This window comes from Chryseobacterium candidae, assembly GCF_004916905.1.
Classification (GTDB): Bacteria; Bacteroidota; Bacteroidia; order Flavobacteriales; family Weeksellaceae; genus Chryseobacterium; species Chryseobacterium candidae.
The window spans coordinates 14,367-36,884 of the sequence record NZ_SDLV01000014.1 but is presented as its reverse complement, the minus strand read 5'-3'; the positions used below and the strand labels follow the sequence as shown (position 1 = coordinate 36,884).

Annotated in this window: 20 protein-coding genes; 13 read left to right on the top strand and 7 right to left on the bottom strand. The window is 36.6% G+C overall.

The window, feature by feature from the left end; genetic code table 11:
- Positions 1-20 precede the first annotated feature (20 nt).
- On the bottom strand, positions 21-479 hold the full coding sequence (locus tag EK417_RS07630; RefSeq protein ID WP_110366715.1) for a GNAT family N-acetyltransferase: 459 nt from the start codon (positions 477-479) through the stop codon (positions 21-23).
- The gene (locus EK417_RS07625) at positions 479-1,483 is read right to left on the bottom strand and encodes an AAA family ATPase (RefSeq protein ID WP_136521808.1); all 1,005 of its coding nucleotides are present in this window, start codon (positions 1,481-1,483) and stop codon (positions 479-481) included. Before EK417_RS07625 ends, EK417_RS07630 begins: the two co-directional genes overlap by 1 nt.
- Before the next feature lie 251 nt (positions 1,484-1,734).
- Between EK417_RS07625 and EK417_RS07620 the strand changes: the two genes are divergently transcribed.
- The 7 genes from EK417_RS07620 (at position 1,735) to EK417_RS07590 (ending at position 8,900) form a co-directional block, all read left to right on the top strand.
- Positions 1,735-2,208: a DinB family protein gene (locus EK417_RS07620; protein ID WP_110010139.1), complete on the top strand. Its 474-nt coding sequence runs from the start codon at positions 1,735-1,737 to the stop codon at positions 2,206-2,208.
- 112 nt (positions 2,209-2,320) lie between these two features.
- Positions 2,321-3,070: a 23S rRNA (guanosine(2251)-2'-O)-methyltransferase RlmB gene (gene rlmB / locus EK417_RS07615; protein ID WP_181416097.1), complete on the top strand. Its 750-nt coding sequence runs from the start codon at positions 2,321-2,323 to the stop codon at positions 3,068-3,070.
- A 183-nt stretch (positions 3,071-3,253) separates the two neighbouring features.
- Positions 3,254-4,303, top strand: coding sequence for a DUF6263 family protein (locus EK417_RS07610; protein ID WP_110366717.1), 1,050 nt, complete (start codon positions 3,254-3,256; stop codon positions 4,301-4,303).
- 63 nt (positions 4,304-4,366) lie between these two features.
- The gene (locus EK417_RS07605) at positions 4,367-4,597 is read left to right on the top strand and encodes a hypothetical protein (protein ID WP_136521807.1); all 231 of its coding nucleotides are present in this window, start codon (positions 4,367-4,369) and stop codon (positions 4,595-4,597) included.
- A 31-nt stretch (positions 4,598-4,628) separates the two neighbouring features.
- Complete coding sequence (locus tag EK417_RS07600; RefSeq protein WP_136521806.1) at positions 4,629-7,160, top strand: YfhO family protein; 2,532 nt, start codon at positions 4,629-4,631, stop codon at positions 7,158-7,160.
- Positions 7,161-7,243: 83 nt separating this feature from the next.
- A complete protein-coding gene (locus EK417_RS07595; protein ID WP_076597458.1) occupies positions 7,244-7,552 on the top strand; it encodes a GIY-YIG nuclease family protein in 309 nt (102 codons plus the stop codon).
- 55 nt (positions 7,553-7,607) lie between these two features.
- Positions 7,608-8,900: a glycosyltransferase family protein gene (locus tag EK417_RS07590; protein ID WP_136521805.1), complete on the top strand. Its 1,293-nt coding sequence runs from the start codon at positions 7,608-7,610 to the stop codon at positions 8,898-8,900.
- Positions 8,901-8,954: 54 nt separating this feature from the next.
- Here EK417_RS07590 and EK417_RS07585 read toward each other — a convergent pair whose 3' ends face one another.
- Positions 8,955-9,614 carry a hypothetical protein gene (locus EK417_RS07585; protein ID WP_136521804.1) on the bottom strand — a complete coding sequence of 220 codons (660 nt, stop codon included), beginning with the start codon at positions 9,612-9,614 and terminating at the stop codon, positions 8,955-8,957.
- Positions 9,615-9,727: 113 nt separating this feature from the next.
- Here EK417_RS07585 and EK417_RS07580 point away from each other — a divergent pair, with 113 nt between their 5' ends.
- Positions 9,728-10,693, top strand: a complete 966-nt coding sequence (locus EK417_RS07580; RefSeq protein ID WP_136521803.1) for a YpdA family putative bacillithiol disulfide reductase — start codon at positions 9,728-9,730, stop codon at positions 10,691-10,693.
- A gap of 91 nt (positions 10,694-10,784) precedes the next feature.
- Here EK417_RS07580 and EK417_RS07575 read toward each other — a convergent pair whose 3' ends face one another.
- Positions 10,785-11,966, bottom strand: a complete 1,182-nt coding sequence (locus EK417_RS07575) for an MFS transporter (RefSeq protein ID WP_136521817.1) — start codon at positions 11,964-11,966, stop codon at positions 10,785-10,787.
- A 292-nt stretch (positions 11,967-12,258) separates the two neighbouring features.
- On the opposite strand from EK417_RS07575, the gene EK417_RS07570 reads away from it, so the two are divergent.
- Together EK417_RS07570 and EK417_RS07565 are read left to right on the top strand one after the other, a co-directional pair.
- The gene (locus tag EK417_RS07570; RefSeq protein WP_136521802.1) at positions 12,259-13,137 is read left to right on the top strand and encodes an AraC family transcriptional regulator; all 879 of its coding nucleotides are present in this window, start codon (positions 12,259-12,261) and stop codon (positions 13,135-13,137) included.
- Between the two features lie 89 nt (positions 13,138-13,226).
- On the top strand, positions 13,227-15,155 hold the full coding sequence (locus EK417_RS07565; RefSeq protein ID WP_136521801.1) for an oleate hydratase: 1,929 nt from the start codon (positions 13,227-13,229) through the stop codon (positions 15,153-15,155).
- A gap of 194 nt (positions 15,156-15,349) precedes the next feature.
- Here EK417_RS07565 and EK417_RS07560 read toward each other — a convergent pair whose 3' ends face one another.
- Positions 15,350-17,023: a glutamine--tRNA ligase/YqeY domain fusion protein gene (locus EK417_RS07560; RefSeq protein WP_136521800.1), complete on the bottom strand. Its 1,674-nt coding sequence runs from the start codon at positions 17,021-17,023 to the stop codon at positions 15,350-15,352.
- 153 nt (positions 17,024-17,176) lie between these two features.
- On the opposite strand from EK417_RS07560, the gene EK417_RS07555 reads away from it, so the two are divergent.
- Together EK417_RS07555 and EK417_RS21010 are read left to right on the top strand one after the other, a co-directional pair.
- Positions 17,177-18,307: an alpha/beta hydrolase gene (locus EK417_RS07555; RefSeq protein WP_136521799.1), complete on the top strand. Its 1,131-nt coding sequence runs from the start codon at positions 17,177-17,179 to the stop codon at positions 18,305-18,307.
- A 446-nt stretch (positions 18,308-18,753) separates the two neighbouring features.
- Positions 18,754-18,921 carry a bacteriocin-like protein gene (locus tag EK417_RS21010; RefSeq protein WP_168801946.1) on the top strand — a complete coding sequence of 56 codons (168 nt, stop codon included), beginning with the start codon at positions 18,754-18,756 and terminating at the stop codon, positions 18,919-18,921.
- Here EK417_RS21010 and EK417_RS07550 read toward each other — a convergent pair.
- Both EK417_RS07550 and fbp read right to left on the bottom strand, forming a co-directional pair.
- Positions 18,918-19,934, bottom strand: a complete 1,017-nt coding sequence (locus tag EK417_RS07550; RefSeq protein ID WP_136521798.1) for an o-succinylbenzoate synthase — start codon at positions 19,932-19,934, stop codon at positions 18,918-18,920. The two genes, EK417_RS21010 and EK417_RS07550, sit on opposite strands and share 4 nt — an antisense overlap.
- On the bottom strand, positions 19,935-20,951 hold the full coding sequence (gene fbp, locus EK417_RS07545) for a class 1 fructose-bisphosphatase (protein WP_076596047.1): 1,017 nt from the start codon (positions 20,949-20,951) through the stop codon (positions 19,935-19,937).
- Between the two features lie 324 nt (positions 20,952-21,275).
- Here fbp and EK417_RS07540 point away from each other — a divergent pair, with 324 nt between their 5' ends.
- Positions 21,276-22,514, top strand: coding sequence for an aspartate kinase (locus EK417_RS07540; protein ID WP_110366726.1), 1,239 nt, complete (start codon positions 21,276-21,278; stop codon positions 22,512-22,514).
- The last annotated feature ends 4 nt before the right edge of the window (positions 22,515-22,518 follow it).

Below are 22,518 nucleotides of genomic sequence, written 5' to 3'. Positions count from 1 at the left end.
GTTGAGTGCGGAATTCGGGGTTAATCTTTTAATTCAATAGAAACATTCAACCACTCATTGTCAAACTTCGGGCTGTATTTTTTATAAAAATTGATGGCAGGTTCATTCCAGTTCAGTACCTGGAATACCATTCCGCTGTAATTATGGGTTTTACCATATTCCAGCGTTGCATCAAATAATTTCTTTCCTATTTGTTTTCCTCTCAGTTTTTCTGTCACAACCAGATCTTCCAGATACAGCCTTCTTCCTTTCCATGTTGAATATCTGTCGTAGTACAATGATATTCCAACTATTTCTCCTTCATATTCTGCCACGAAAGCTCCCCAAACGGGAGAAGCTCCGAAACCATCCTGAGTAAAATCCTCCAAACTAACGGTTACTTCATGCAATGCTTTTTCATATTCTGCCAATTCTTTTATCAAACCTAACATAGGAGCACAATCCTCCTGAACTGCTTTTCTTATGATCACATCACTCATTATGGTGCCTGTATTTTTGCTAAAATTCTGTTAATAATTTCTTCTGTTGAAATTTCTTCTGCTTCAGCTTCAAAGGTTAAGCCCATCCTGTGTCTTAATACATCTTTTGCCAGTGCTTTTACATCTTCCGGAATTACAAATGCTCTTCCTTTTAAGAAGGCATAGGCTCTTGAGGCAATAGCAAGGTTAATGGATGCTCTTGGAGAAGCTCCGAAACCGATATAATTTTTAAGCTCAGAAAGACCGTAATTTTCCGGATAACGTGTTGCAAACACCATATCCAGTATATATTTTTCAATTTTCTCGTCGAGATAAATCTGATTGATAAGTTCTTTCGCATCTACAATATCCTGAAGGGAAATGACAGGTTTCACTGTGGGCTGATGGGATGTTGAAACCATTCTCATCACCTGTCTTTCGTCTTCAAAAGCAGGATAATCGATCGTACACTTCAACATAAAACGGTCGCTTTGTGCTTCAGGCAGCAAATAAGTTCCTTCCTGATCAATTGGGTTCTGCGTTGCCAATACCAGGAACGGTTTTGGAAGTTTCATGGTTTCATCACCAATTGTCACCTGTTTTTCCTGCATAACCTCCAAAAGAGCGGACTGTACTTTTGCCGGCGCACGGTTGATCTCATCCGCTAAAACAAAGTTCGCAAATACCGGCCCTTTTTTTATAGAAAAATCATTGTCTCTGATATTAAAGATCATGGTTCCTACTACATCAGCAGGAAGTAAATCCGGTGTAAACTGAATTCTTGAAAAATCTCCATGAACAGCGTCTGCCAATGTTTTTATCGCTAAGGTTTTAGCCAATCCCGGTACTCCTTCAAGAAGGACGTGTCCATTTCCCAAAAGTCCTACCAAAAGACGATCTACCATGTATTCCTGTCCAATAATAACTTTGTTGATTTCCTGTCTCAGAAGAGAAAATAAGTAGTTTTTTTCCTTTACTTTTTCCGTCAATTGGCGGATATCTTCAGCTTGATATATCTCTGACATAGCTTGATTTAAAATAAGTGGTAAATTTCTGATAAATACTTGCATTAATCAACATAATAAATGCCATTTTTGAGTTAAAGTTTGTTAAAAATTCCGGCATTGATGCGAGGTTATGAATTGCTGAAGGCTTAAAACTCAATAAGATTATTAATTTTTTTCATAAAAATATATAAATTTTGCTTCAATCATCTGTTCAAAAATTGTCATTTCCAGTTTATTAAACTATTTTTGGAGATTAAAAATTTTGTAAAATGAATTATCATTTTCAAGCACACAGACAGGTAAGAAAGAACCTATTAGATATCCTTCAGAATACCTCTCATGAAGACCTGATTCTGATTCCGGATGGTTTCAACAACAATATCTACTGGAATATTGCACATACTGTTGCCACACAGCAGCTGCTGCACTATTACCTGAGCGGAAATCCTTTCCGTATTGATAAGTATTGGATTGAGACCTACAAGAAAGGAACTTTACCCAACTTAAATGTTCAGAAATCTGAAGTGGAAGATTTAGAATTTTTGCTTACAGAAACTTCAAAGATTTTAATGAAGGATTATGACAGTGATTTCTTCTCAGATTACACTCCTTACACCACAAGTTTCGGAATGGATCTGAAAAGCATACAGGATGCTATCATCTTCAACAATATGCATGAAACCCTTCATTACGGATATGTGATGGCACAAAAAAGAGCAATTTTAGGAGAGAAAGGCAGATAGTGAATCTTGCTGCGCAAGTCAATAGTCAAATGTAAATATGCATCCGCAGATTGACTTACAAAGTAAAATTCACGATTGACAATTCACTCTATAACTATATAATATATTTTCAATGAAAGACGATTTTATTTTCGGGCTGCGTCCCGTGATTGAAGCAATTGAAGCGGGAAAAACGATTGACAAGATCTTTGTGCAGAATGCACTTCAGGGTCCTATTTATGCTGAATTAAAAGCCATTTTAGCGAAAAATAAAATCCGTCCCAATTATGTTCCGGTTGAAAAACTGAACCGTTTTACAAGAAAAAACCATCAGGGTGTGGTTGCTTTTATTTCGGATGTACCGTTTCATAAGGTGGAGGATATTGTTCCACAATTATTTGAACAGGGAAAAACACCTTTTCTTTTAATCCTGGACAGACTTACTGATGTCAGAAACTTCGGTGCGATCTGCAGAACGGCAGAATGTGTAGGAGTAGACGCGGTTATCATTCCGGAAAAGGGTGCAGCTCCTATTAACTCCGATGCTATAAAAACTTCTGCAGGTGCTATTTACAACATTAAAATATGTAAAGAAAACAACCTTGCTCATGCAGTAGATTTCCTTCAGCAAAGCGGAATTTCTGTGTATGCAGCCAGTGAAAAAGCTCAGAAATTAATTTATGATGTTAATATGACAGAGCCATGCGCTATTGTTATGGGAAATGAAGAAACCGGAATTTCTAAAGAAGTATTGCATCATGCTGATGAAAAAATAAAACTTCCTATTGAAGGAAAAACTCAATCTCTGAATGTATCTGTAGCATGTGGAGCGATTTTGTATGAAGCGGTAAGACAAAAAATGACCGTAATACCCAATCCATAAACCAGGGCAATACAATCACGCTGCAGTATTGTGAGGATATTATTTTTATATGTATTTCAGATTTATCTGTCAAAAATACAGAATCATAATCTTCTCCAATGAATCAGGTGGAGAATATGAAGCAAAACCGCATGATATTGCGGATTAAGAAATAGTAGTAAAAAATAAAGTTAAAAAAATCAAATGAAGAACATTGCAGCGCTTGCGCTTATATCATCAATAGCCCTTGTATCCTGTAAAAAAGAAACGGCAAAAATAACAAAAGTAGATCCTAAAACCGGAAAGACAGTAACTATAGAAGTTCCTGCTGATTCTGTAGCAAAAGTGGCAGAAAATCCGGCAATTAAAGACTCTGCGGGAGTTATTACACAGACTTTCAAATTAGAAAAAGGAAAGACATATCCACTTACCACTTATCAGAGGGATGTAAAAACGATGACAGATCCTCAGGGAAAATCTATCACGGCTACCAGCGAATCTACAGATGAAATGAATTTTGTAGTGGATGACATCAAAGGAAACGTATATGAGATGACCCTTAACCTTGTAGCAAAGAGAAGTTCTCAGTCAGCACAGGGAAAAACGGTAGTAGTAGACACTAAACTTCCTCTTCCTAAAGAAGATGATCTTAAAATGATCTGGAATGTCAACAAAGCGCTTACCGGAAACAAACTTCAGATGAAGATGGATACAAAAGGGAATGTAATTTCTATTACCGGATTTGATGCTGTTTACACAAAAGTAGGTAACGCCGTAGGTACACTTATCAAAGATGCCAATGAAAAAGCAAGCGTAGTAGCGAGCCTTAAGCAGTCATTCAACGAAAAAGTACTGAAAGATCAGTTCCATAAAAACCTGATGATTATTCCTAAAAAAGGAGTAAAAATGGGAGAAAAGTGGTCAACTTCTGAAAATGCTGACCCAAGCGGAAGCGTAAAAGTAACATCGAATTATGTGCTTAAAAGTTTAGGAAACGGAGCAGCAGAAATTGCAGTAACCGGAGGGATTCCTAAGAAAACAGAAAAGAAAGCTCAAGGGCCCATTACACACAGCCTGAGCAGTGAACTGGTTCAGAACGGAACCATTAAATTTGACGAAAGTACTGGATGGATTACCAACCAGAATATCAACGTAAAAACAACTCAGATAGAAACCATTTCAGATGGAAAACAATCTCAGTCTATGAAGAGCGTTTCCAATTCTTCGGTAATGGTAAACCCATCTGCCAAATAACTTGAATAAACATTCAGGGTTTAAAGTTTACATGTTAAGCCCTGAACTTTAAACAAAAAAATTATGAAGTACATTCTTGAGTTAGTACTCTCTGCCATTATTATTTTCTTTGTCTGGAATATTCTGAAAAGAATTTTCTTTAAGACATTCTACAGCTATCGTTTCAATAATGATAACCAGAATAACAAACAGCAGGATCTACACAACTCGAATAAGAATAACCAACAGAACCTTAACTGGGATGCAGAAACGGTAGACTACGAAGAGGTGAAAGAGAGTAAGGACAAAAGGTAAAAATTCCAAGAAATAAAAGATAATAACCAGCATGGCAAAAAATAAAAACTTAATTTATATTGCAGCTTCATTAGTAGTATTTATAGTTTTAGCATTTTTATATTCCACTCCTGTATTTTCAGGGAAACAGCTTTTCCAGCACGATATCGTGCAATACAGAGGAGGAGCAAAAGAACTGCTCGATTATAGAGCTAATACCGGAAATGAGACCTATTGGAGTGACTCCATGTTTGGGGGAATGCCGACTTATCAGATGGGAAGCCAGTTCAAAGGTGACATCATCAAAAAAATCGACAGCAATCTGAATTTCCTGCCAAGGCCGGTTAATTATCTCTTCCTGCTGTTTGCAGGTTTTTTCCTTTTGGGAATGGTAGTAGTCAGAAATTGGAAATATGCACTCTTAGGAGCCACTTTCTTCGGGCTTTCCACCTATTTTTATATCATTATTGCCGCCGGACATAATGGTAAAGTCAATACCATTGAATATTTTGCACCGCTGCTGGCCGGAATTTTACTGGTGTATATCAGAAAACAATACATCTGGGGATTCATTGTCACTACCCTTTTTATGGGTCTTCAAATTGCTGCGAACCACCCACAGATGACCTATTATCTGTTCCTTGCTTTAGCATTCTTATTCCTATCTGAACTCATCAGAGCCATCCAGAAAAAGACACCGATGAAACATTTCCTTATTTCATCAGGAATTATTGCGGCATCATGTGTTATTGGAGTTGGAATGAATTCACAAAGAATCATGGCCAATTCTGAATATGTAAAAGAAACGGTTCGTGGAAAACAGATTTTAACGAACGACAGCCATACTTCAGGAAAATCCGGAATGGACAAAGAGAGCATGCTGATGTGGAGCTATGGGCAACTGGAAACTTTAAACCTTTTCATTCCAAGATTAATGGGTGGAGGAAGCCAGGAACCTGAAGGAAAAGAAATCATGAACAGAGTTCAGGAACTGGTTCAGGAAAATGTAGGTTCACAGGCAGAAATGGATAGAATTTCCAAAGGTTTCAGCGGGGTAACCTACTGGGGAGACCAGCCGGGAACTTCCGGACCAGCCTATCAGGGAGCTATTGTATGTTTCCTTGCCTTATTAGGATTCTTTTTTGCTTCAAAAAAATACCGTTACTGGATTTTGGGAGCTTCCATCCTGACCATTTTACTGGCTTGGGGAAGTAACTTTATGCCATTATCGGATTTCTTTATCGATTATGTACCGTTCTATAATAAATTCAGAGCTCCTTCATCCATCTTAGTGGTAGTAGAGTTATTATTCCCGCTAATTGCTATTCTGGGATTATACAGATTCTTTACAGATGAAAAGTTGACTGAAGAATATAAGCAGAAAATTCTGATGTATGTAGGAGGCGGAACGTTAGGATTTTTATTGATTCTTTTAATCTTTGGAAAGTCATTGTTAGGCTTTGCTACAGAAAGCGAAAAAACCTACTTCCCTCCATTCCTTCTCGATTATCTTGTAGATGAAAGATATAAACTATTCAGAATAGATGCGATAAAAGCATTCATCTATGTAGCGATTGCTGCAGCTGCTTTATTCTTAACTTTAAAGAAAAAGCTTAATCAGAATATTGCTTTGGTAGTGATTGGGCTTGTAAGTTTATTTGACCTTTGGACGGTAAATAAGCGTTACTTAAACGATGAAAACTACGTAGATAAAATCTTTGCTGAAAATCCTTTCCAGACAGAAAGCTCAGATCTGCTGGCTGAAAAAGTTCAGGGAAATCCAAATCTGGAATCTATTTTATCCAATGTCAACATCAACAAAACATTGGAAACGATTGCTGAAAAAGACAAAACGCACTACAGAATTTACAACCAGACACTGGGTGTAACCAGTGAAACCAATACGTCTTATTTTAAGGCTTCCATTGGAGGTTATCACGCAGTTAAATTAAGAAGATACGATGATGTACTAAATGAATACATTAATAGTGTCGACAGTGTAAAAACACCTAATATTTTAAACTTATTAAATGCCAAATACATGGTTTTCGGAGGCCCTGAGCAGCCACAGGTTGTTCCTAATCCAAAAGCCAACGGAAATGCATGGTTTGTAAGTGATTTAAAATTTGTAGATACTCCTAACCAGGAAATAAAAGCTATCGGGACTATAGACAACAAAAAAACGGCTGTCATTTCTTCATCTGACAAATCATATTTTGATAACAAACCGGTTCAGGCAGATTCTACAGCATTTATTACTCTCATAAAATACCAGCCTAACGAACTTGAATTTAAATCTCAGTCGAAGACGCCTCAATTGGCTGTATTCTCTGAAGTGTATTATCCTCATGGATGGAAAGTGTTAGTAGATGAGAAAGAAGTTCCTTACATCAAAGCAGATTATTTGCTTCGTGCCGTACATGTTCCGGCAGGAAACCACCATATCAGAATGGTTTTTGAACCTGAAGTGATTGAAAAAGGGAAATGGCTTTCTCTTCTTTCATTCGGATTATTTATCCTGTTGGCAGCATTTGGACTTTTCTGGATGAATAAGAACAAGAAAAAAGAGATTGCAGCTGAATAAAAAGCTTAAACAGTATAATAAGGTTTTTAAATAATATTACGAATGTCATTCTGAATGAAGCATAGCGTAATGAAGAATCTCAAATGAAAACGTTAGGCACTCATAATTACTATGTTTACATACTGACTAATAAAACAAAGACAGTATTATATACAGGAGTCAACAACGATTTGAAGAACAGACTATACTGGCATAAAAATCCAGAAGCTGTTGAAAAAAGCTTCACCTCAAGATATAAATGCTTTTATTTAATATATTTTGAACATTTTGGTGACATTGAGACAGCAATAAATAGAGAGAAACAAATAAAAGGCTGGACCAGACAAAAGAAAGAAAACTTAATTAAAGAATTCAATCCAGATTGGAAATTTCTCAATGAAGAGATAGAGTGAGATTCTTCACTGCGCTACGCTTCGTTCAGAATGACAAAGACCATTAAGTAAATAAATGGAACAGAAGAAAATATTGATTATCACATATTACTGGCCTCCTGCGGGAGGTCCTGGTGTTCAAAGGTGGCTGAAATTTGCAAAATATCTGCCAGATTTTGGCTGGAAACCGATCATCTATACTCCGGAAAATCCAAGTTATCCATTGCTGGACGAAACGTTGATGAAAGACGTTCCTGAAAATATTGAGATGGTAAGAACCAAAATCTGGGAACCTTATCAACTGGCTGAAAAACTGAACAAAAGCAATAAAAAATTTAAAGCGGGACAGTTTGATGTTGGAAAAAACCAAAGCTGGAAATCCAGACTTTCAATTTGGGTAAGAGGTAACTTTTTCATTCCTGATGCCAGAGTTTTTTGGGTAAAACCTTCTATTGCATTTTTAGAAAAATACCTGAAAGAAAATAACATAGATACCATTGTAACATCAGGTCCGCCCCACTCGCTCCATTTGATTGGTTTAGGATTGAAAAATAAAATACCGAACCTGAAATGGATTGCCGATTTCCGTGATCCATGGACAGAGATTTCTTATTACAAACATCTGAAATTAACCAAAAGCTCGGATAAAAAACACCGTCAGCTGGAAAGTGCTGTATTTAAAAATGCAGACATCACGCTGGCAACAAGTTATACCGATGCTGAAAACTTCAGAAAAGCAGGAGCTAATGCCGTTTGCATTACAAATGGATTTGATGAAAGTGATTCGGACGAAAAAGCGAAAGGACAAAAGGGTGAAAATAAATTTACACTTAGTTATATCGGAGTTTTAGAGCAACTTAGAAATCCAGAAAATCTATGGAAAGCACTTGATGAACTGATCAAGGAAAACGCTGATTTTGCAGATGATTTTACATTGAAGTTTGTAGGAAGAATAGATGATAAAATTCTGAGTGCTATTGAAAATTCGAATTTAAAAAATCATATTTTGAATCTTGGATATCTGGCTCATGGTAAAGCGGTAGAAGAAATGCAAAATTCTGACATGCTTCTTATCACTAACTTCCCAAATGAATCTTCAAAAGGAATCATCCCCGGAAAAATATTTGAATATCTGGCTTCAGGAAAACAGATTCTCTCCTTCGGGCCTGAAAAAGCTGATGTGGCAAAAATTCTTGAGGAAACACAGGCAGGAAAACACTTTAATTATCAGGATACAGAAACGGTAAAAAAGTTTATTCTTGAAAAATTTGAACTTTGGAAAAATGGCAGCCTTCTCAAAAACACTCAAAATATTGAACAGTTTTCAAGAAAAAACCTTACCAGTCAATTGACTGAGGTTTTGAAATAAAAAAAAATGGAAGTTAGAGGCTGGAAGTTTAATTCCAGCACCTGCTTCTTGTTTCTATATCGTCCACTGATCGTTCAAAACAGCAACCAGATAATATTTACCCTGAAATTCTTCAAATACAAAACGAACCGTTTTCCAGTCCATATTACCATATTTTTCGGTTCCTTTAATATAGTTTTCAGTGAAGTCATCTTTAGGATAGATTTCCTTTAAATTATTCAGAGAATTACCTCCACCAATGAATTTATTAACTGAATATTGTGACGTAGTAAAATCTTTAGAAAATACCCATTTACTAAGATAGTCGTTGATCGTCGCTTTATAAGGATCACCCGAACCATCGTGTGCCCCCCATGTAAACAAGGTTTTGGTAGGTTGATATTTCTCAAAATCTGCTTTAGAAAAATGTTTATCTTCTTTTACATCCACATAAGCATACATAGAAAAGCGCACTCCTTTTTCAGGGTGAATCAAAGAGGCAAAAGTGGTATAATCTTTATCTTTTAAAGCTTTTAAAACCTCATCATTGGTCTGTTTTAAAACAGCTTCTTTATTAACGTTATTTTGAACGGTTCCAGCACTGTCAACTCTATTCTGTGCAATGGAATCAATTTGATTGGGAACAGGTTTGCCAGCCTCTTTTTTACAGGCTGTAGCAACACTGAGAACTAATACTGTACTCATAGCTAATAGAGGAATAATTTTCTTTTTCATATGATAAGTTTTTTTGGTGGATAAAAAGAGTACCAAAACTGATGCCAACCGCTATAATTCATAAATGATAAATGATAATTCATAATTTACAATTTCAGCCGTACCTTTGTTGTATGGAAATTTTGGACACTCTCATTATCGGAGCCGGGCCTATCGGCCTAAACTGTGCTATTGAAGCTCAAAAAAACAACCTTACTCATTTAATCATAGAAAAAGGAACCATTGTCAACTCACTGTACAATTATCCTTTATACATGCGCTTTTTCTCTACTGCTGAAAAACTGGAAATTGATGAAATTCCTTTTATTTCCGCGGCTCCCAAACCGGGAAGACAGGAAGCTCTGGAATACTATCAGGGAATTGCCCGACAGAAAAAACTAAATATCAACCTCTATGAAAAGGTATTGAATGTTTCAAAAAATGCTGAAATATTTGAGATTAAAACGACGAAAGCAACCTATTTGGCCAAGAATGTAGTGATTGCAAGCGGATTCTACGATATCCCAAATCTTATGAATATTCCGGGTGAAGATCTTCCGAAGGTCAAACATTATTATACCGAGCCTTATCCCTATGCAAGGCAGAAAATAGTGGTAGTGGGATCAAGCAATTCTGCTGTAGATGCAGCTCTGGAAACCTATAGAAAAGGTGCTGAGGTAACGATGATTGTCCGTCACTCTGAGATTTCCAAAAGTGTAAAATATTGGGTAAAACCGGATATTGAAAACAGAATTGCAGAAGGAAGCATTAAAGCTCATTTTAATGCAGAAATGATAGAAATCAAAGAAAATACTGTTATTCTTAAAGATGAAAAAGGAGAAATTCATGAAATTGACAATGATTTTGTACTGGCCATGACCGGATATCTTCCCGATTTTGACTTCCTGAAAAATTCAGGAATAGAAATCAACGGCGACTGCCTCAATCCATTTTATAATCCTGAAACCATGGAAACCAATATTTCTAATCTCTATCTTGCAGGAGTAGTTTGCGGAGGAAAAGATACCCATCTTTGGTTTATTGAAAACTCCAGGGTTCACGCGAATATGATCATCAATACCATTCTTTCAAAATCTTAATCGTAAACGACTAGTATATAGTAAAAGTTTCCGGGCAATTTCTACGAAATTGCCCGGAAACTTTTTATTTTTAAATTCATGAATCAAAGGCCTATATAATCTCTTTTTCTACCTTATTTTTATCCTTAAGCATCCATGGAATGATAAAGTAAAAGCCAATCGCAATAAATACTGCAAGTAATCCGGTTCCGATCCATAGTACATTGAATCCTAATTTTTCTGCAATGAGTGTTCCTACATAAGGTGTAATGATAAAGGCAATAGAAAACGACATTCCGTTCAATCCCATATAAGCGCCTTTGTTGTTTTCTCCCGAACGTAATGCCGTAATAGTTGACATAAAAGGGAGGGTCCATATTTCTCCTACACAAAGCAGTGTCATAGACAATACAAGCGTAATCAAACTGTAATCGAAAGCAAGCATAGCGTAGGAAATACCACACAGGAAAGTCCCGATCAACATCGTAAAAGCTAATGTGAAATACTTCTCAGCAATCTGTACCAGTCCCATTTCAAGCAGTACAATCAGGAAACCACTGTATCCGAGAATATACCCGATATTCTGCTGGCTCAGGTGTGCTGTATCCTTATAAAATATCGTCAGCGTACTGAACAACTGGAAGAAACATATGGAAAACAACATACAAAATACGCAGTAAATCAAGAATTTACCGTCACGATAGGGTGAGCTTTCCTTTTTAATAACAATCGCTTCTTTTATCTTTTTCGCTTTCTCTTTCGCCAGTCTTGCACGGTCTTTAAAAAACCAGATATACATCAATCCTGCCAGCAAAGCAGCCAATGCATTGCTGAAAAACAGAAATTCATAAGAAATAGCCGACAAAATACCACCCAGCGCCGGACCAATGGAAAATCCAAGATTAACAGCCATACGATTGAGCGAGAAAGCACGGGTAATATTTTCAGGTTTTGCATATTTGGTAATCGCCACCGAGTTGGCCGGACGGAACGTTTCACTTACAATACTTTGGGCTAAAATAATTCCCGCCAGACCAGCTTCCGTTGTAAAAAGCGGAATCAGACAGAATAAAGGAACGCTGAGCAGTAAACTCAGGCTCTGTACCCTATATTCTCCTATTTTATCCGTGATCATACCGCCCAGCCATGATCCAATGACCGAACCTATTCCAAAAAAACTCAGTACAATTCCGGAATTTTCAATACTGAAATGTAAATGATTGGTCATATAAACTCCCAGAAACGGAAGTACCATAGAACCGGCCCTGTTGATGAGCATTACCAACGCCAGCATCCAACTCTCCTGCGAGAGTCCTTTGAAAGAACTCGTATATACGTTAATTAATCTCACAATACTATTTTGGGGAAATTTGAAAGTGCAAAATTAGCTAAAAATAACCCAAAAAGCCTCTATTTAAAACCTTTTTCATCAATAATTTCCATACAAACAGCCTGTCAGTGTAAAAATGGATTATTTTAAATATAAAATCCAAAGACTTTTATAAAAATCGTAAATTGCAGTAACAGTAAGGCTATTTAAGCTAAAAACCTCTTCAAAACACCATAAAATTTAATCAATACTAAGAATGGTAACCTACGAAAATTTACATGATACGCTATCCTTTTACAGTATTGACTGCCTGCAATCCTATTACATTTCTTCCGGGAAACCCATTTTCAAATTCCCTAAGGCTCCTTTCAGGATGGATTATTACGCTCTGTGTATCTGTACTGCCGGAGAAATTAATATTGAGATAGACCGTCAGAAATATAAAATAGAGGCCCACAGTTTTCTTATGGCTGCTCCTTCCACGATTGTAAAATTTGTAAAGACTAGTGAAGATTTTACGATGAAACTGCTGTTCTTCGACAAGAATTTTCTGATTAAAAATATTTCCAATCCTTTTATTATTGAAAAAATGAATCTTTTTCCCAAAGGTTCATACAGCATCGTAAAAACTACGGCAACAAATTCTTCACTCCTGCAAAACCTTCTGGACTACCTTGATAAAAAATCGAAAAAGCAGGGAAAGTTTACGGAAGAGATTATCCGTACCATTATTTTCAATCTTCTGCTGGAGACTGCTGAGATTATGGAACAGGAAAATGCTTCCAATCCGGAAAAAGAAGAAGGGAAAAAAGACCTTTATCTCAAATTCAGTAAACTGGTCCGTGAAAATATCACCAGGGAACGGGGGGTTCAGTTTTATGCAGACCAACTTCATGTTTCCAATAAATACCTCATCGAAATCATTAAGAAAGCAAGTGGAAAAACCCCTCATGAGGTTATTGATGAAGCGCTGCTTAAAGAAGCTTATGTCATGCTTGGAAATCCCGGGATCACCATATCAGAAATTGCCTTTGAACTTCAGTTTAATTCGGCGTCAGCCTTCGGCCGTTTCTTTAAAAAACATACGACGCTTTCACCTTCGGAATACAGAACTAAAGAAAATATTCAGTCATGAGAATTTGGGGATAATAATTCTGAACTTGAGGATATATCTCGCTTTCTGAATAGAGGTACCTTTATACTGTTAATTAAAAACAATAAAAGATGAGTACGATCAATTCAAAATTCGATAAAGTTTTAAATGCCTCTGAGCAGTTCGGCAAAGTAAACCACGAACCGGATTCAAGTAAAGAAGTTCAGATTAACACTCCTGAAAAGACGATGCCTTTCTCCGACCAGATCGGAAATTACCAACGTAATAAAGGTATTCCTTTGCAATCTTACGAAAACAGTAAAATCTATATTGTAGGAAGCGGAATTGCCGGTATGTCGGCAGCGTATTATTTTATCCGTGATGGCCGTGTACCAGGCAAAAATATTATTTTTCTCGATCAGCTGGATGTGGAAGGCGGATCTCTGGATGGAGCCGGTAATGCCAAAGACGGTTACATCATACGTGGAGGAAGAGAAATGGATATGACCTATGAAAATTTATGGGATATGTTTCAGGATATTCCTGCCCTGGAGCTGCCTGCGCCTTACAGTGTGCTGGATGAATACCGCCTCATAAATGATAATGACCCGAACTATTCCAAAGCAAGACTCATTCATAATCAGGGACAGATCAAGGATTTCAGTAAATTCGGACTTGAGAAAAAGGATCAGCTGGCCATTGTAAAATTGTTGCTAAAGAAAAAAGAAGAGCTGGACGACCTTACCATTGAAGATTATTTTTCTGAGTCTTTCCTGAACAGTAATTTCTGGTTTTTCTGGCGTTCTATGTTTGCCTTCGAAAACTGGCACAGCTTACTGGAACTGAAACTCTATATGCACAGATTTCTTCATGCCATTGACGGAATGAAAGACTTCTCATGCCTTGTTTTCCCAAAATATAACCAGTACGATACGTACGTAACTCCATTAAAAAACTTCCTTGTGGAAAAAGGAGTACAGATCCAGTTCAACACTTTGGTAAAAGATCTTGATATTCATATTAATACTGAAGGAAAAACAGTAGAAGGAATCATCACTGAACAAAATGGCGAAGAAGTAAGAATACCGATCGGTAAAGACGACTACGTAATTGTAACTACCGGATCTATGACTGAAAGTACATTCTACGGAGACAACAATACTATTCCCGAAGTTACGATAGACAACAGCAGCGCCGGACAAAGTGCCGGATGGAAACTGTGGAAAAATCTTGCAGCGAAATCTGAAGTGTTCGGGAAGCCTGAAAAATTCTGTAGTCATATTGAAAAATCTTCATGGGAATCTGCTACGTTAACCTGTCGTCCATCTGCCTTTACAGAAAAACTGAAAGAACTGTGTGTAAATGATCCTTATTCAGGAAGAACTGCTACGGGAGGAATTATTACCATTACAGATTCTAATTGGGTGATGAGCTTTACCTGCAACAGACAGCCGCACTTCCCTACCCAGCCGGATGACATTCTTGTAGTATGGGTATACGCTTTACTGATGGATAAAGAAGGTAATTTTATCAAAAAGCCAATGCCTCAGTGTACAGGAAACGAAATTCTTGCTGAGCTATGTTATCACCTTGGAATGACGGATCAATTCGATAACGTTATAGAAAACACCATTGTACGTACAGCATTCATGCCTTACATCACTTCTATGTTCATGCCTAGAGCAATGGGAGACCGTCCTAGAGTAGTTCCTGAAGGATGTACCAACTTAGGTCTTGTAGGACAGTTTGTAGAAACCAATAATGATGTTGTCTTCACCATGGAAAGCTCTGTGAGAACGGCGAGAATAGCAGTTTACAATCTTTTGAATCTTAATAAGCAGGTTCCGGATATCAATCCGTTACAATATGACATCCGACATTTATTAAAAGCTACCCAGGCTTTGAATGATTATAAACCTTTCTTAGGAGAAGGAATTTTAAGAAAAATATTAAAAGGAACTTACTTTGAACATATCCTTGTAAACCGTCCGGAAGAACAGGAAGAGCATGAATCTTTCCTGACCAGATTTCAGGAATGGGTAAAAGGAGTAAAAGGCTAAAAGATCATCGAATAAAAATATCTTTAATCAAAAATTTAGAGCACATGGATTTTATAAATTAAATATCCAAACCCCACCTATCAGGACAAGGATTTCCTGAAGTAGAATCTTAAATTTCAGATTTTAAACTATTAAATAATAAAAGCAAGACTTCATGTAAGTCCTGCTTTTGTTTTATGATCTGTTCCTGAAAATTATTCAGGTTTATAAGAATCTTTCAAAGTTACTGTTCGGTTAAATACCAATGTATCATCTGTAGAATCATGATCTTTTGTAAAATATCCGATTCTCTGGAACTGTAATGGTTCTCCCACAGCAACGTCTTTCAGGCCTGGCTCAGCAAATCCTTTTACCGTTGTTACAGACTCAGGGTTGATGAAGTTTAAGAAATCTACATCTTTTTCCGCATCAGGCTGTTCCACTGTAAACAGTTGGTTGTAGATTCTTACTTCTACAGGAATAGCATGTTTTGCAGATACCCAGTGTAAAGTTCCTTTTACTTTTCTTAAACTTTCCTCTGTTCCGCTTCCCGATTTACTCTTCTCATCATAGGTAGCATAGATGGTTGTTATCTCACCATTTTCGTCCTTCTCTACTCTTTCAGCTTTGATGATATAGGCAGATTTCAAACGAACTTCTCCACCCAGTTTAAGTCTGAAGAATTTATTGTTAGCTTCTTCTTTGAAGTCTTCACGTTCAATATAGATTTCTCTTGAGAATGGTACTTCTCTTGTTCCTGCATTTTCCTGTTCAGGATTATTCTCAGTTTCCAACCATTCTTCTTTGTCTTCCGGATAGTTTTCGATCACCAATTTCACGGGATCTACAACTGCCATCACACGCTTGGCAACCTTATTCAGGTCTTCACGCACGCAGAAATCAAGCAACTGAATTTCGATAAGGTTTTCTCTTTTTGCTACTCCTACTTTCTCAATAAAGTTTCTGATAGAAGCAGGAGTAAATCCTTTTCTTCTCATCCCTGAAATGGTAGGCATTCTAGGATCATCCCATCCGGTTACAACCCCTTCAGCAACCAGTCTCTGAAGCTTTCTTTTGGAAGTAATCATATAGGAAACATTCATCCTTGCAAATTCTCTCTGCTTGTTTTTAACTCTTCCTTCTTCGTAAACCTGATCTAAATACCAGTTGTACAAAGGTCTGTGGTTTTCAAACTCCAAAGAACATAATGAATGCGAAATTTGTTCGATATAATCAGATTCACCATGAGCCCAGTCGTACATTGGATAAATTTTCCAGGCTGTACCTGTTCTGTGGTGAGGCTTATTCAAAATTCTGTACATCACAGGGTCACGCATATTCATATTGGGCGAAACCATGTCGATTTTTGCACGAAGAGACATTGAACCACTTTCAAATTCTCCGTTTTTCATCCTTTCGAATAAATCCAACGATTCCTCCACAGGACGGTTTCTGTATGGAGATTCAATTCCCGGTTCTGCGGGGTTCTTTCTTTGCTCAGTAATCACTTCAGACGGCTGCTCATCTACGTAAGCTTTTCCTTCTTTAATTAACTGAACTGCCCAATCGTAAAGCTGCTGGAAGTAATCGGATGCGTACAAAACTTTATCCCATTTGAAACCTAACCATTCAACGTCTTTCATGATAGAATCTACGAATTCCTGTTCTTCTTTTTCAGGGTTCGTATCGTCAAAACGAAGGTTTACGGGAGCATTGTATTTTTCACCAAGACCGAAGTTGATGCAGATAGCTTTTGTATGCCCTACATGCAGATATCCATTCGGTTCAGGTGGAAAACGGAAACGGATCTGATCTCTTTTCAGACCGTTTGCCAAATCATCTTCTATAATTTGCTCAATAAAATTGAGTGATTTTTTTTCTTCTTCCATTAAAGTAGCTTTTATTTTTTAGCAAAAAAAGTTTCACAAAGTTACGGAAAAATAAGCTTTTGTAAAAGTGATAATTTAAAAGCCTCATTGATTGTAATTCAATACTTTTCACTAACTTGGGAAAGCTAATACCATTTTAACCCATTACCCCTTATGGCCGTTTATATCTTAAGCAACCGGAAAATTATCCGGCATAAAGGCGAAAAAGTAGACTCTTTTTCCAATGAAGAATACTCAATTCCTAATTTCAGAATCGCTAAATGTGATTTTGACAATTATAAAGAACCAAGCGCTCAGGCCAAAAAGAAGAAAGATTACACCAACAGAAATATTTTAAATTACCAACTTTTTTCTGAACCCGAAAAACAGGGTTATGAAGAAGTTTTAGACGTTCTGTTGAGTGAAAAAGGAATTAAAAAATCTTCTCTTACGGCCAATAATCTTGGCGGAACCCAAAGAATGTTTTATGAACTGTACAAAAACATGTCTTCCACCAAAGACAGAAGTGATGTAATGATATTCATCCATGGTTATTTGTATGATTTTGATGATGAATTAAAGGCTATCCTTGATCTTAAGAAAATATTCATTGATAATCCCGCGTCTCCTGTAGAGCATATCTTATTTGTGAGCTGGCCGGCCTCCGGCAGTATCATCCCATTGAGCTATTTTGATGATAAGGCTTCCAGTATCAATTCCGGAACATCTCTGATGAGAATGTTTTATTTCTATACTCAATTTTTAAAAGATATTTTTTCCAACCGGAATCTTACTCCCTGCAATCAAAGAATACATTTAATGGCACACTCTATGGGAAACAGAGTGCTTCAAAGCATGTTATACAGCCTTAAAAGGGAAAATATCCTTCGTGTCATTGACCAGGTTGTACTGCTGAATGCTGATGTGAGCTATAAAGTATTTGAAGATTCAGAGGACTCATTTAATAAACTTCCTTTATTGGCCAACAGGATTTCTATTTACTTGAACAGACAGGATATTATTCTGGGGGCTTCTCAGTTTACAAAAAACATTCTCACCCCAAGACTTGGCAAAAACGGTCCCAGCGGAATTGATCATTATAAAGATATTGTGTCTGTTATTGATTGTACCTTCGTAAAAGATGATCTTCTGGACAGCTATAAATATGAAGTGGGAAACCATTGGGGATATCTTTCAAGCTCGCAGGTACAAAATGATATCTTCCAGAATTTATACGGAATTGACAGAAATCTTATCACCAGCAGAACAAAAGATAACGAAAATATTTTCACAATTATTTCTTAACAAATAATTAGAAGAATTCTTAAAAATAAACCCTATGTTAAAATCAGCTCTCAATTACAGTATGGCACAGAGATTGCTAATTCATACATTAGGGAAATATAATTTTTTATTATGGGACAGATTAAAAAAAGGGTTTCTTTTATATTAAATTATTTAAAGAAAGCCATCTTTGTAAAAGATGTGATTTAATTGAGTAACAACCTTTAAATCAAAAAAATATCCGAACCACAGCTACCAGGTCTCCCCTACAGACCGGATAAAAAAAATTTATATATTCTGAACAGGAAGGGATTGCCATGCTAAAAGAATGCAACCAACCAAACTCATATTCAAAACTATTCAAACATTTCAGAGGAATTGTTAAATGTTACTAAATAATTCTCCATATGTTGTATAATTAAAAAAAGTTATCGACATTTACTTAACAATCAAATAAAATTATTATCATGAAAAATCTAAAAAAAATCAAAAGAGGGGAATTAAAAACCATCAAAGGAGGAAGACCGCCTCTTGGGTGTAACAGCTGGAATCCGTCTGCAATGTGCTGCAGATCATGGCAGCCGGATTATTGTGGGCAGACGACCTGTCCAGATTCACCTGCACCGTTATGTTAATTACTTTTGTTATATTTGAACCATAGCAGCTCATTTCTGAGCTCCAGATCAGATTCAAAATTATTGACAAATAAAGCTCCAGTGCCTAAACCTTGAGGCATTGGATTTTTTTTGGTAAATGTATACTGAGCAATGGCATTCAAGCCGATATTACTCTCCAGAGCTGAGGTAATCCACCAGCCTGTATTCTGATTTTCAGCCAGGGAAATCCACTCATCAGATCCTGAAAAGCCGCCTACCAGGGCAGGTTTTAAAATAATATATTGAGGCTTAATTTTTTCTAAAAGCTGTCTCTTTTTTTCAGGATCAGTAATTCCGATCAGTTCTTCATCCAATGCAATCGGAATAGGCGTTTTTGTACATAACTCTGCCATATCATCCCAATTTCCGGCTTTGACAGGCTGCTCAATGGAGTGGATATGAAGATCGGCAAGCTGATGTAAAACAATTAACGCTTCCTCTTTACTGAATCCTCCGTTAGCATCCACACGAAGTTCCAGCTGATCCTTGGAGAATTTTTCTCTTAGTTTCTGAAGAATAACATGCTCAGATTTCCAATCGACACCAATTTTTAATTTAATGCAATGAAATCCTTTATCCAGCTTCTCCTGAATCTGTTCTTCCATATATCCCGCATCGCCCATCCATATCAGGCCGTTAATGGTAATGGCAGATTTTCCTTCGGTAAATTCACTTGGAAAATAAAGACTACCTCCATATTTCAAATTCTGAATGGCCTGCTCATAACCAAACCAGATCGAAGGAAACTCTTTCAGTTCCTTCTTCAAAAAAACACTGTCCTGATTGATATTTTCACAAAGCCATTTCAGTTTTTCTTCATAATCAGGCCTGTCATCAAAACTCAGTCCTCTGAAAACAGCACATTCCCCTACTCCTTTTCTTCCTTCTTCGGAAATAGTCAGAATAAAGGTCTCTTTATCAAGCAAAACGCCTCGAGATGTTCCACTCGGGCGTTTAAATTGTAATAAATATTGTAAATACGTTGCTTCCATTTACTTCACGCTGTCAATACGCATAAATTCTTCAGCTTTTTCTACCATTTCAATACTTCCACAGAAGAAAGGAATTCTCTGGTGAAGTTCTGTAGGTTCTACTTCAAGAATTCTTCTGAATCCGTCTGTTGCTTTTCCTCCTGCCTGCTCTGCAAGGAATGCCATTGGATTACATTCGTATAAAAGCCTTAATTTACCATTGGGAGCCTGTGAATAAGATGGATAAATATAAATTCCTCCTTTCAGCATATTTCTGTGGAAGTCTGCAACCAAAGAACCAATATATCTTGAAGTATAAGGACGGTCACCTTCTTCCATCTGGCAGTATTTAAGATAATTTTTTACTCCCTGCGGAAATTTGATATAGTTTCCTTCATTGATAGAATAGATTTTACCTGTTTTTGGGAAAGTCATGTTAGGATGAGAAAGATAATACGTTCCTAAAGATGGATCTAATGTAAATCCGTTTACTCCGTTACCAGTTGTGTAAACAATCATGGTAGATGAACCGTAAATAACATATCCCGCAGCAATCTGATTAACACCTTTTTGTAAAAAGTCTTCAAGCTGCACAGGAGTTCCCGGTTCTGTAACTCTTCTGTAGATGGAGAAAATAGTTCCTACGGAAACATTGACATCAATATTGGAAGATCCATCCAAAGGATCAATTAATACCACATATTTGCTTAAATGTCCGTTTTCACCACATTTAATATCAATAAAATCATCATTTTCCTCAGAAGCAATACCACAAACAACCTCTCTCTGAGATAAAGCCGTAATAAAAATTTCATTAGCGATCACATCCAATTTCTGCTGCTCTTCCCCTTGAACGTTCTGGTTTCCTGCAGCTCCTGTTATATCTACAATTCCGGCTTTATTTACTTCTCTGTTTACCACTTTCGAAGCCAATCTTATTGCACTTAGAAGACGAGAAAATTCACCTGTAGAATACTGAAAATCGTCCTGTTTATCTATAAGAAATTCTCCTAAAGTCTGTAATGGTTGATTTGACATATTTTTCTTTTTACGTTTTGCCCAAATTTCGGAAAATTTATCGCATTAAGAAAATTTAATTAAAAAAGAGATTAATCACTGTATTTCAGAGAGATACAAGCGAAACACAACGTAATATCAGGGTTTTACTGAAAATATGACCTCCAAATTTGCTGCTTAATGTCTGTAAAAAATTCAGATTATTTCATGAATTGTTGATTTTAAGGAAATCTTAATTCTATCTCCGCACATGGCTATTTCATATCTCGTTGTAAATTTATAATTTTGACGTCCGTAAAAAACTCATGTAATTTTTTATCTAACAATTTTATTTTTAACAATTTAATGAAAATTTTCAAGTTTGGTGGAGCATCAGTAAAAGATGCCGACAGTGTAAAAAACGTGTCCATGGTTCTAAAAAGCCAGGGATTTGCCAAATGCTTGCTGGTAATTTCAGCAATGGGTAAAACGACCAATGAGTTGGAAAAAGTTGTAGAACTTTATTTCAAAAAAGATAACTATCAAACTGAGATTGAAAAGATAAAACGAAAACACATTGAGATTGCGGAAGGACTTTTTCCTGAAAATCATGCTGTTTTTACTGAAATCAAAGTTTTTTTTGATGATATTGATTCTTTTTTAAGAAGAAATAAATCGCCAAACTACAACTTCGTATACGATCAGGTGGTAAGCTGCGGCGAAATGATCTCAACAAAAATAGTGAGTGAATACCTGAATGAAATTCAGTTTACAAATCAATGGCTGGATGCCAGAGATTATATAAAAACCGATAATTCTTACAGAGAAGGTACGGTAGACTGGAAAAAAACGGAAGAATTTATTTCTCATCTTAATCCTGAAATATGCTATGTAACTCAGGGATTTATTGGTTCAGACGACAACAATTTTACGGTAACCTTAGGAAGAGAGGGTTCTGACTACTCTGCTGCTATTTTTGCTTACTGCTTAAATGCTGAAGCAATGACAATCTGGAAAGATGTACCGGGAGTAATGACCGGAGATCCGAGAAAGTTCAGTGATGTAACTCTTCTTTCCAATATTTCTTATGAGGAAGCTATTGAAATGGCTTACTATGGTGCAAGTGTTATTCACCCGAAAACCCTGCAGCCACTACAGCAAAAAAACATTCCTTTTTATGTAAAATCTTTCGTAGATCCTACCAAAGAAGGAACAAAAGTAGGTGCTTCCGACAAAAATCAACAGGAAGAATCTTATATTCTAAAAGAAAACCAGGATCTTTTGAAAATCTCTACCAGAGACTTCTCTTTTATTGCAGAAGATCATATGAGCCTGATTTTCGGATATTTATCCAAATATAAGATCAAAGTTTCCCTGATGCAGAATTCTGCGATCTCTCTGGCACTGTGCCTTGAGGATAAATTTAATCATATTGATGAGCTTAACGACGAGCTTCAAAAAATTTTTAAAACCGAAGCAATTAAAAATGTATCTTTATTCACAGTAAGAAATGCGAAGAAGGATCACATTGATAAATTTTACCATGAAAAAAATGTATTATTGGAACAAATCTCCAAGAATACGCTTCAAATGGTAACACAATAATATT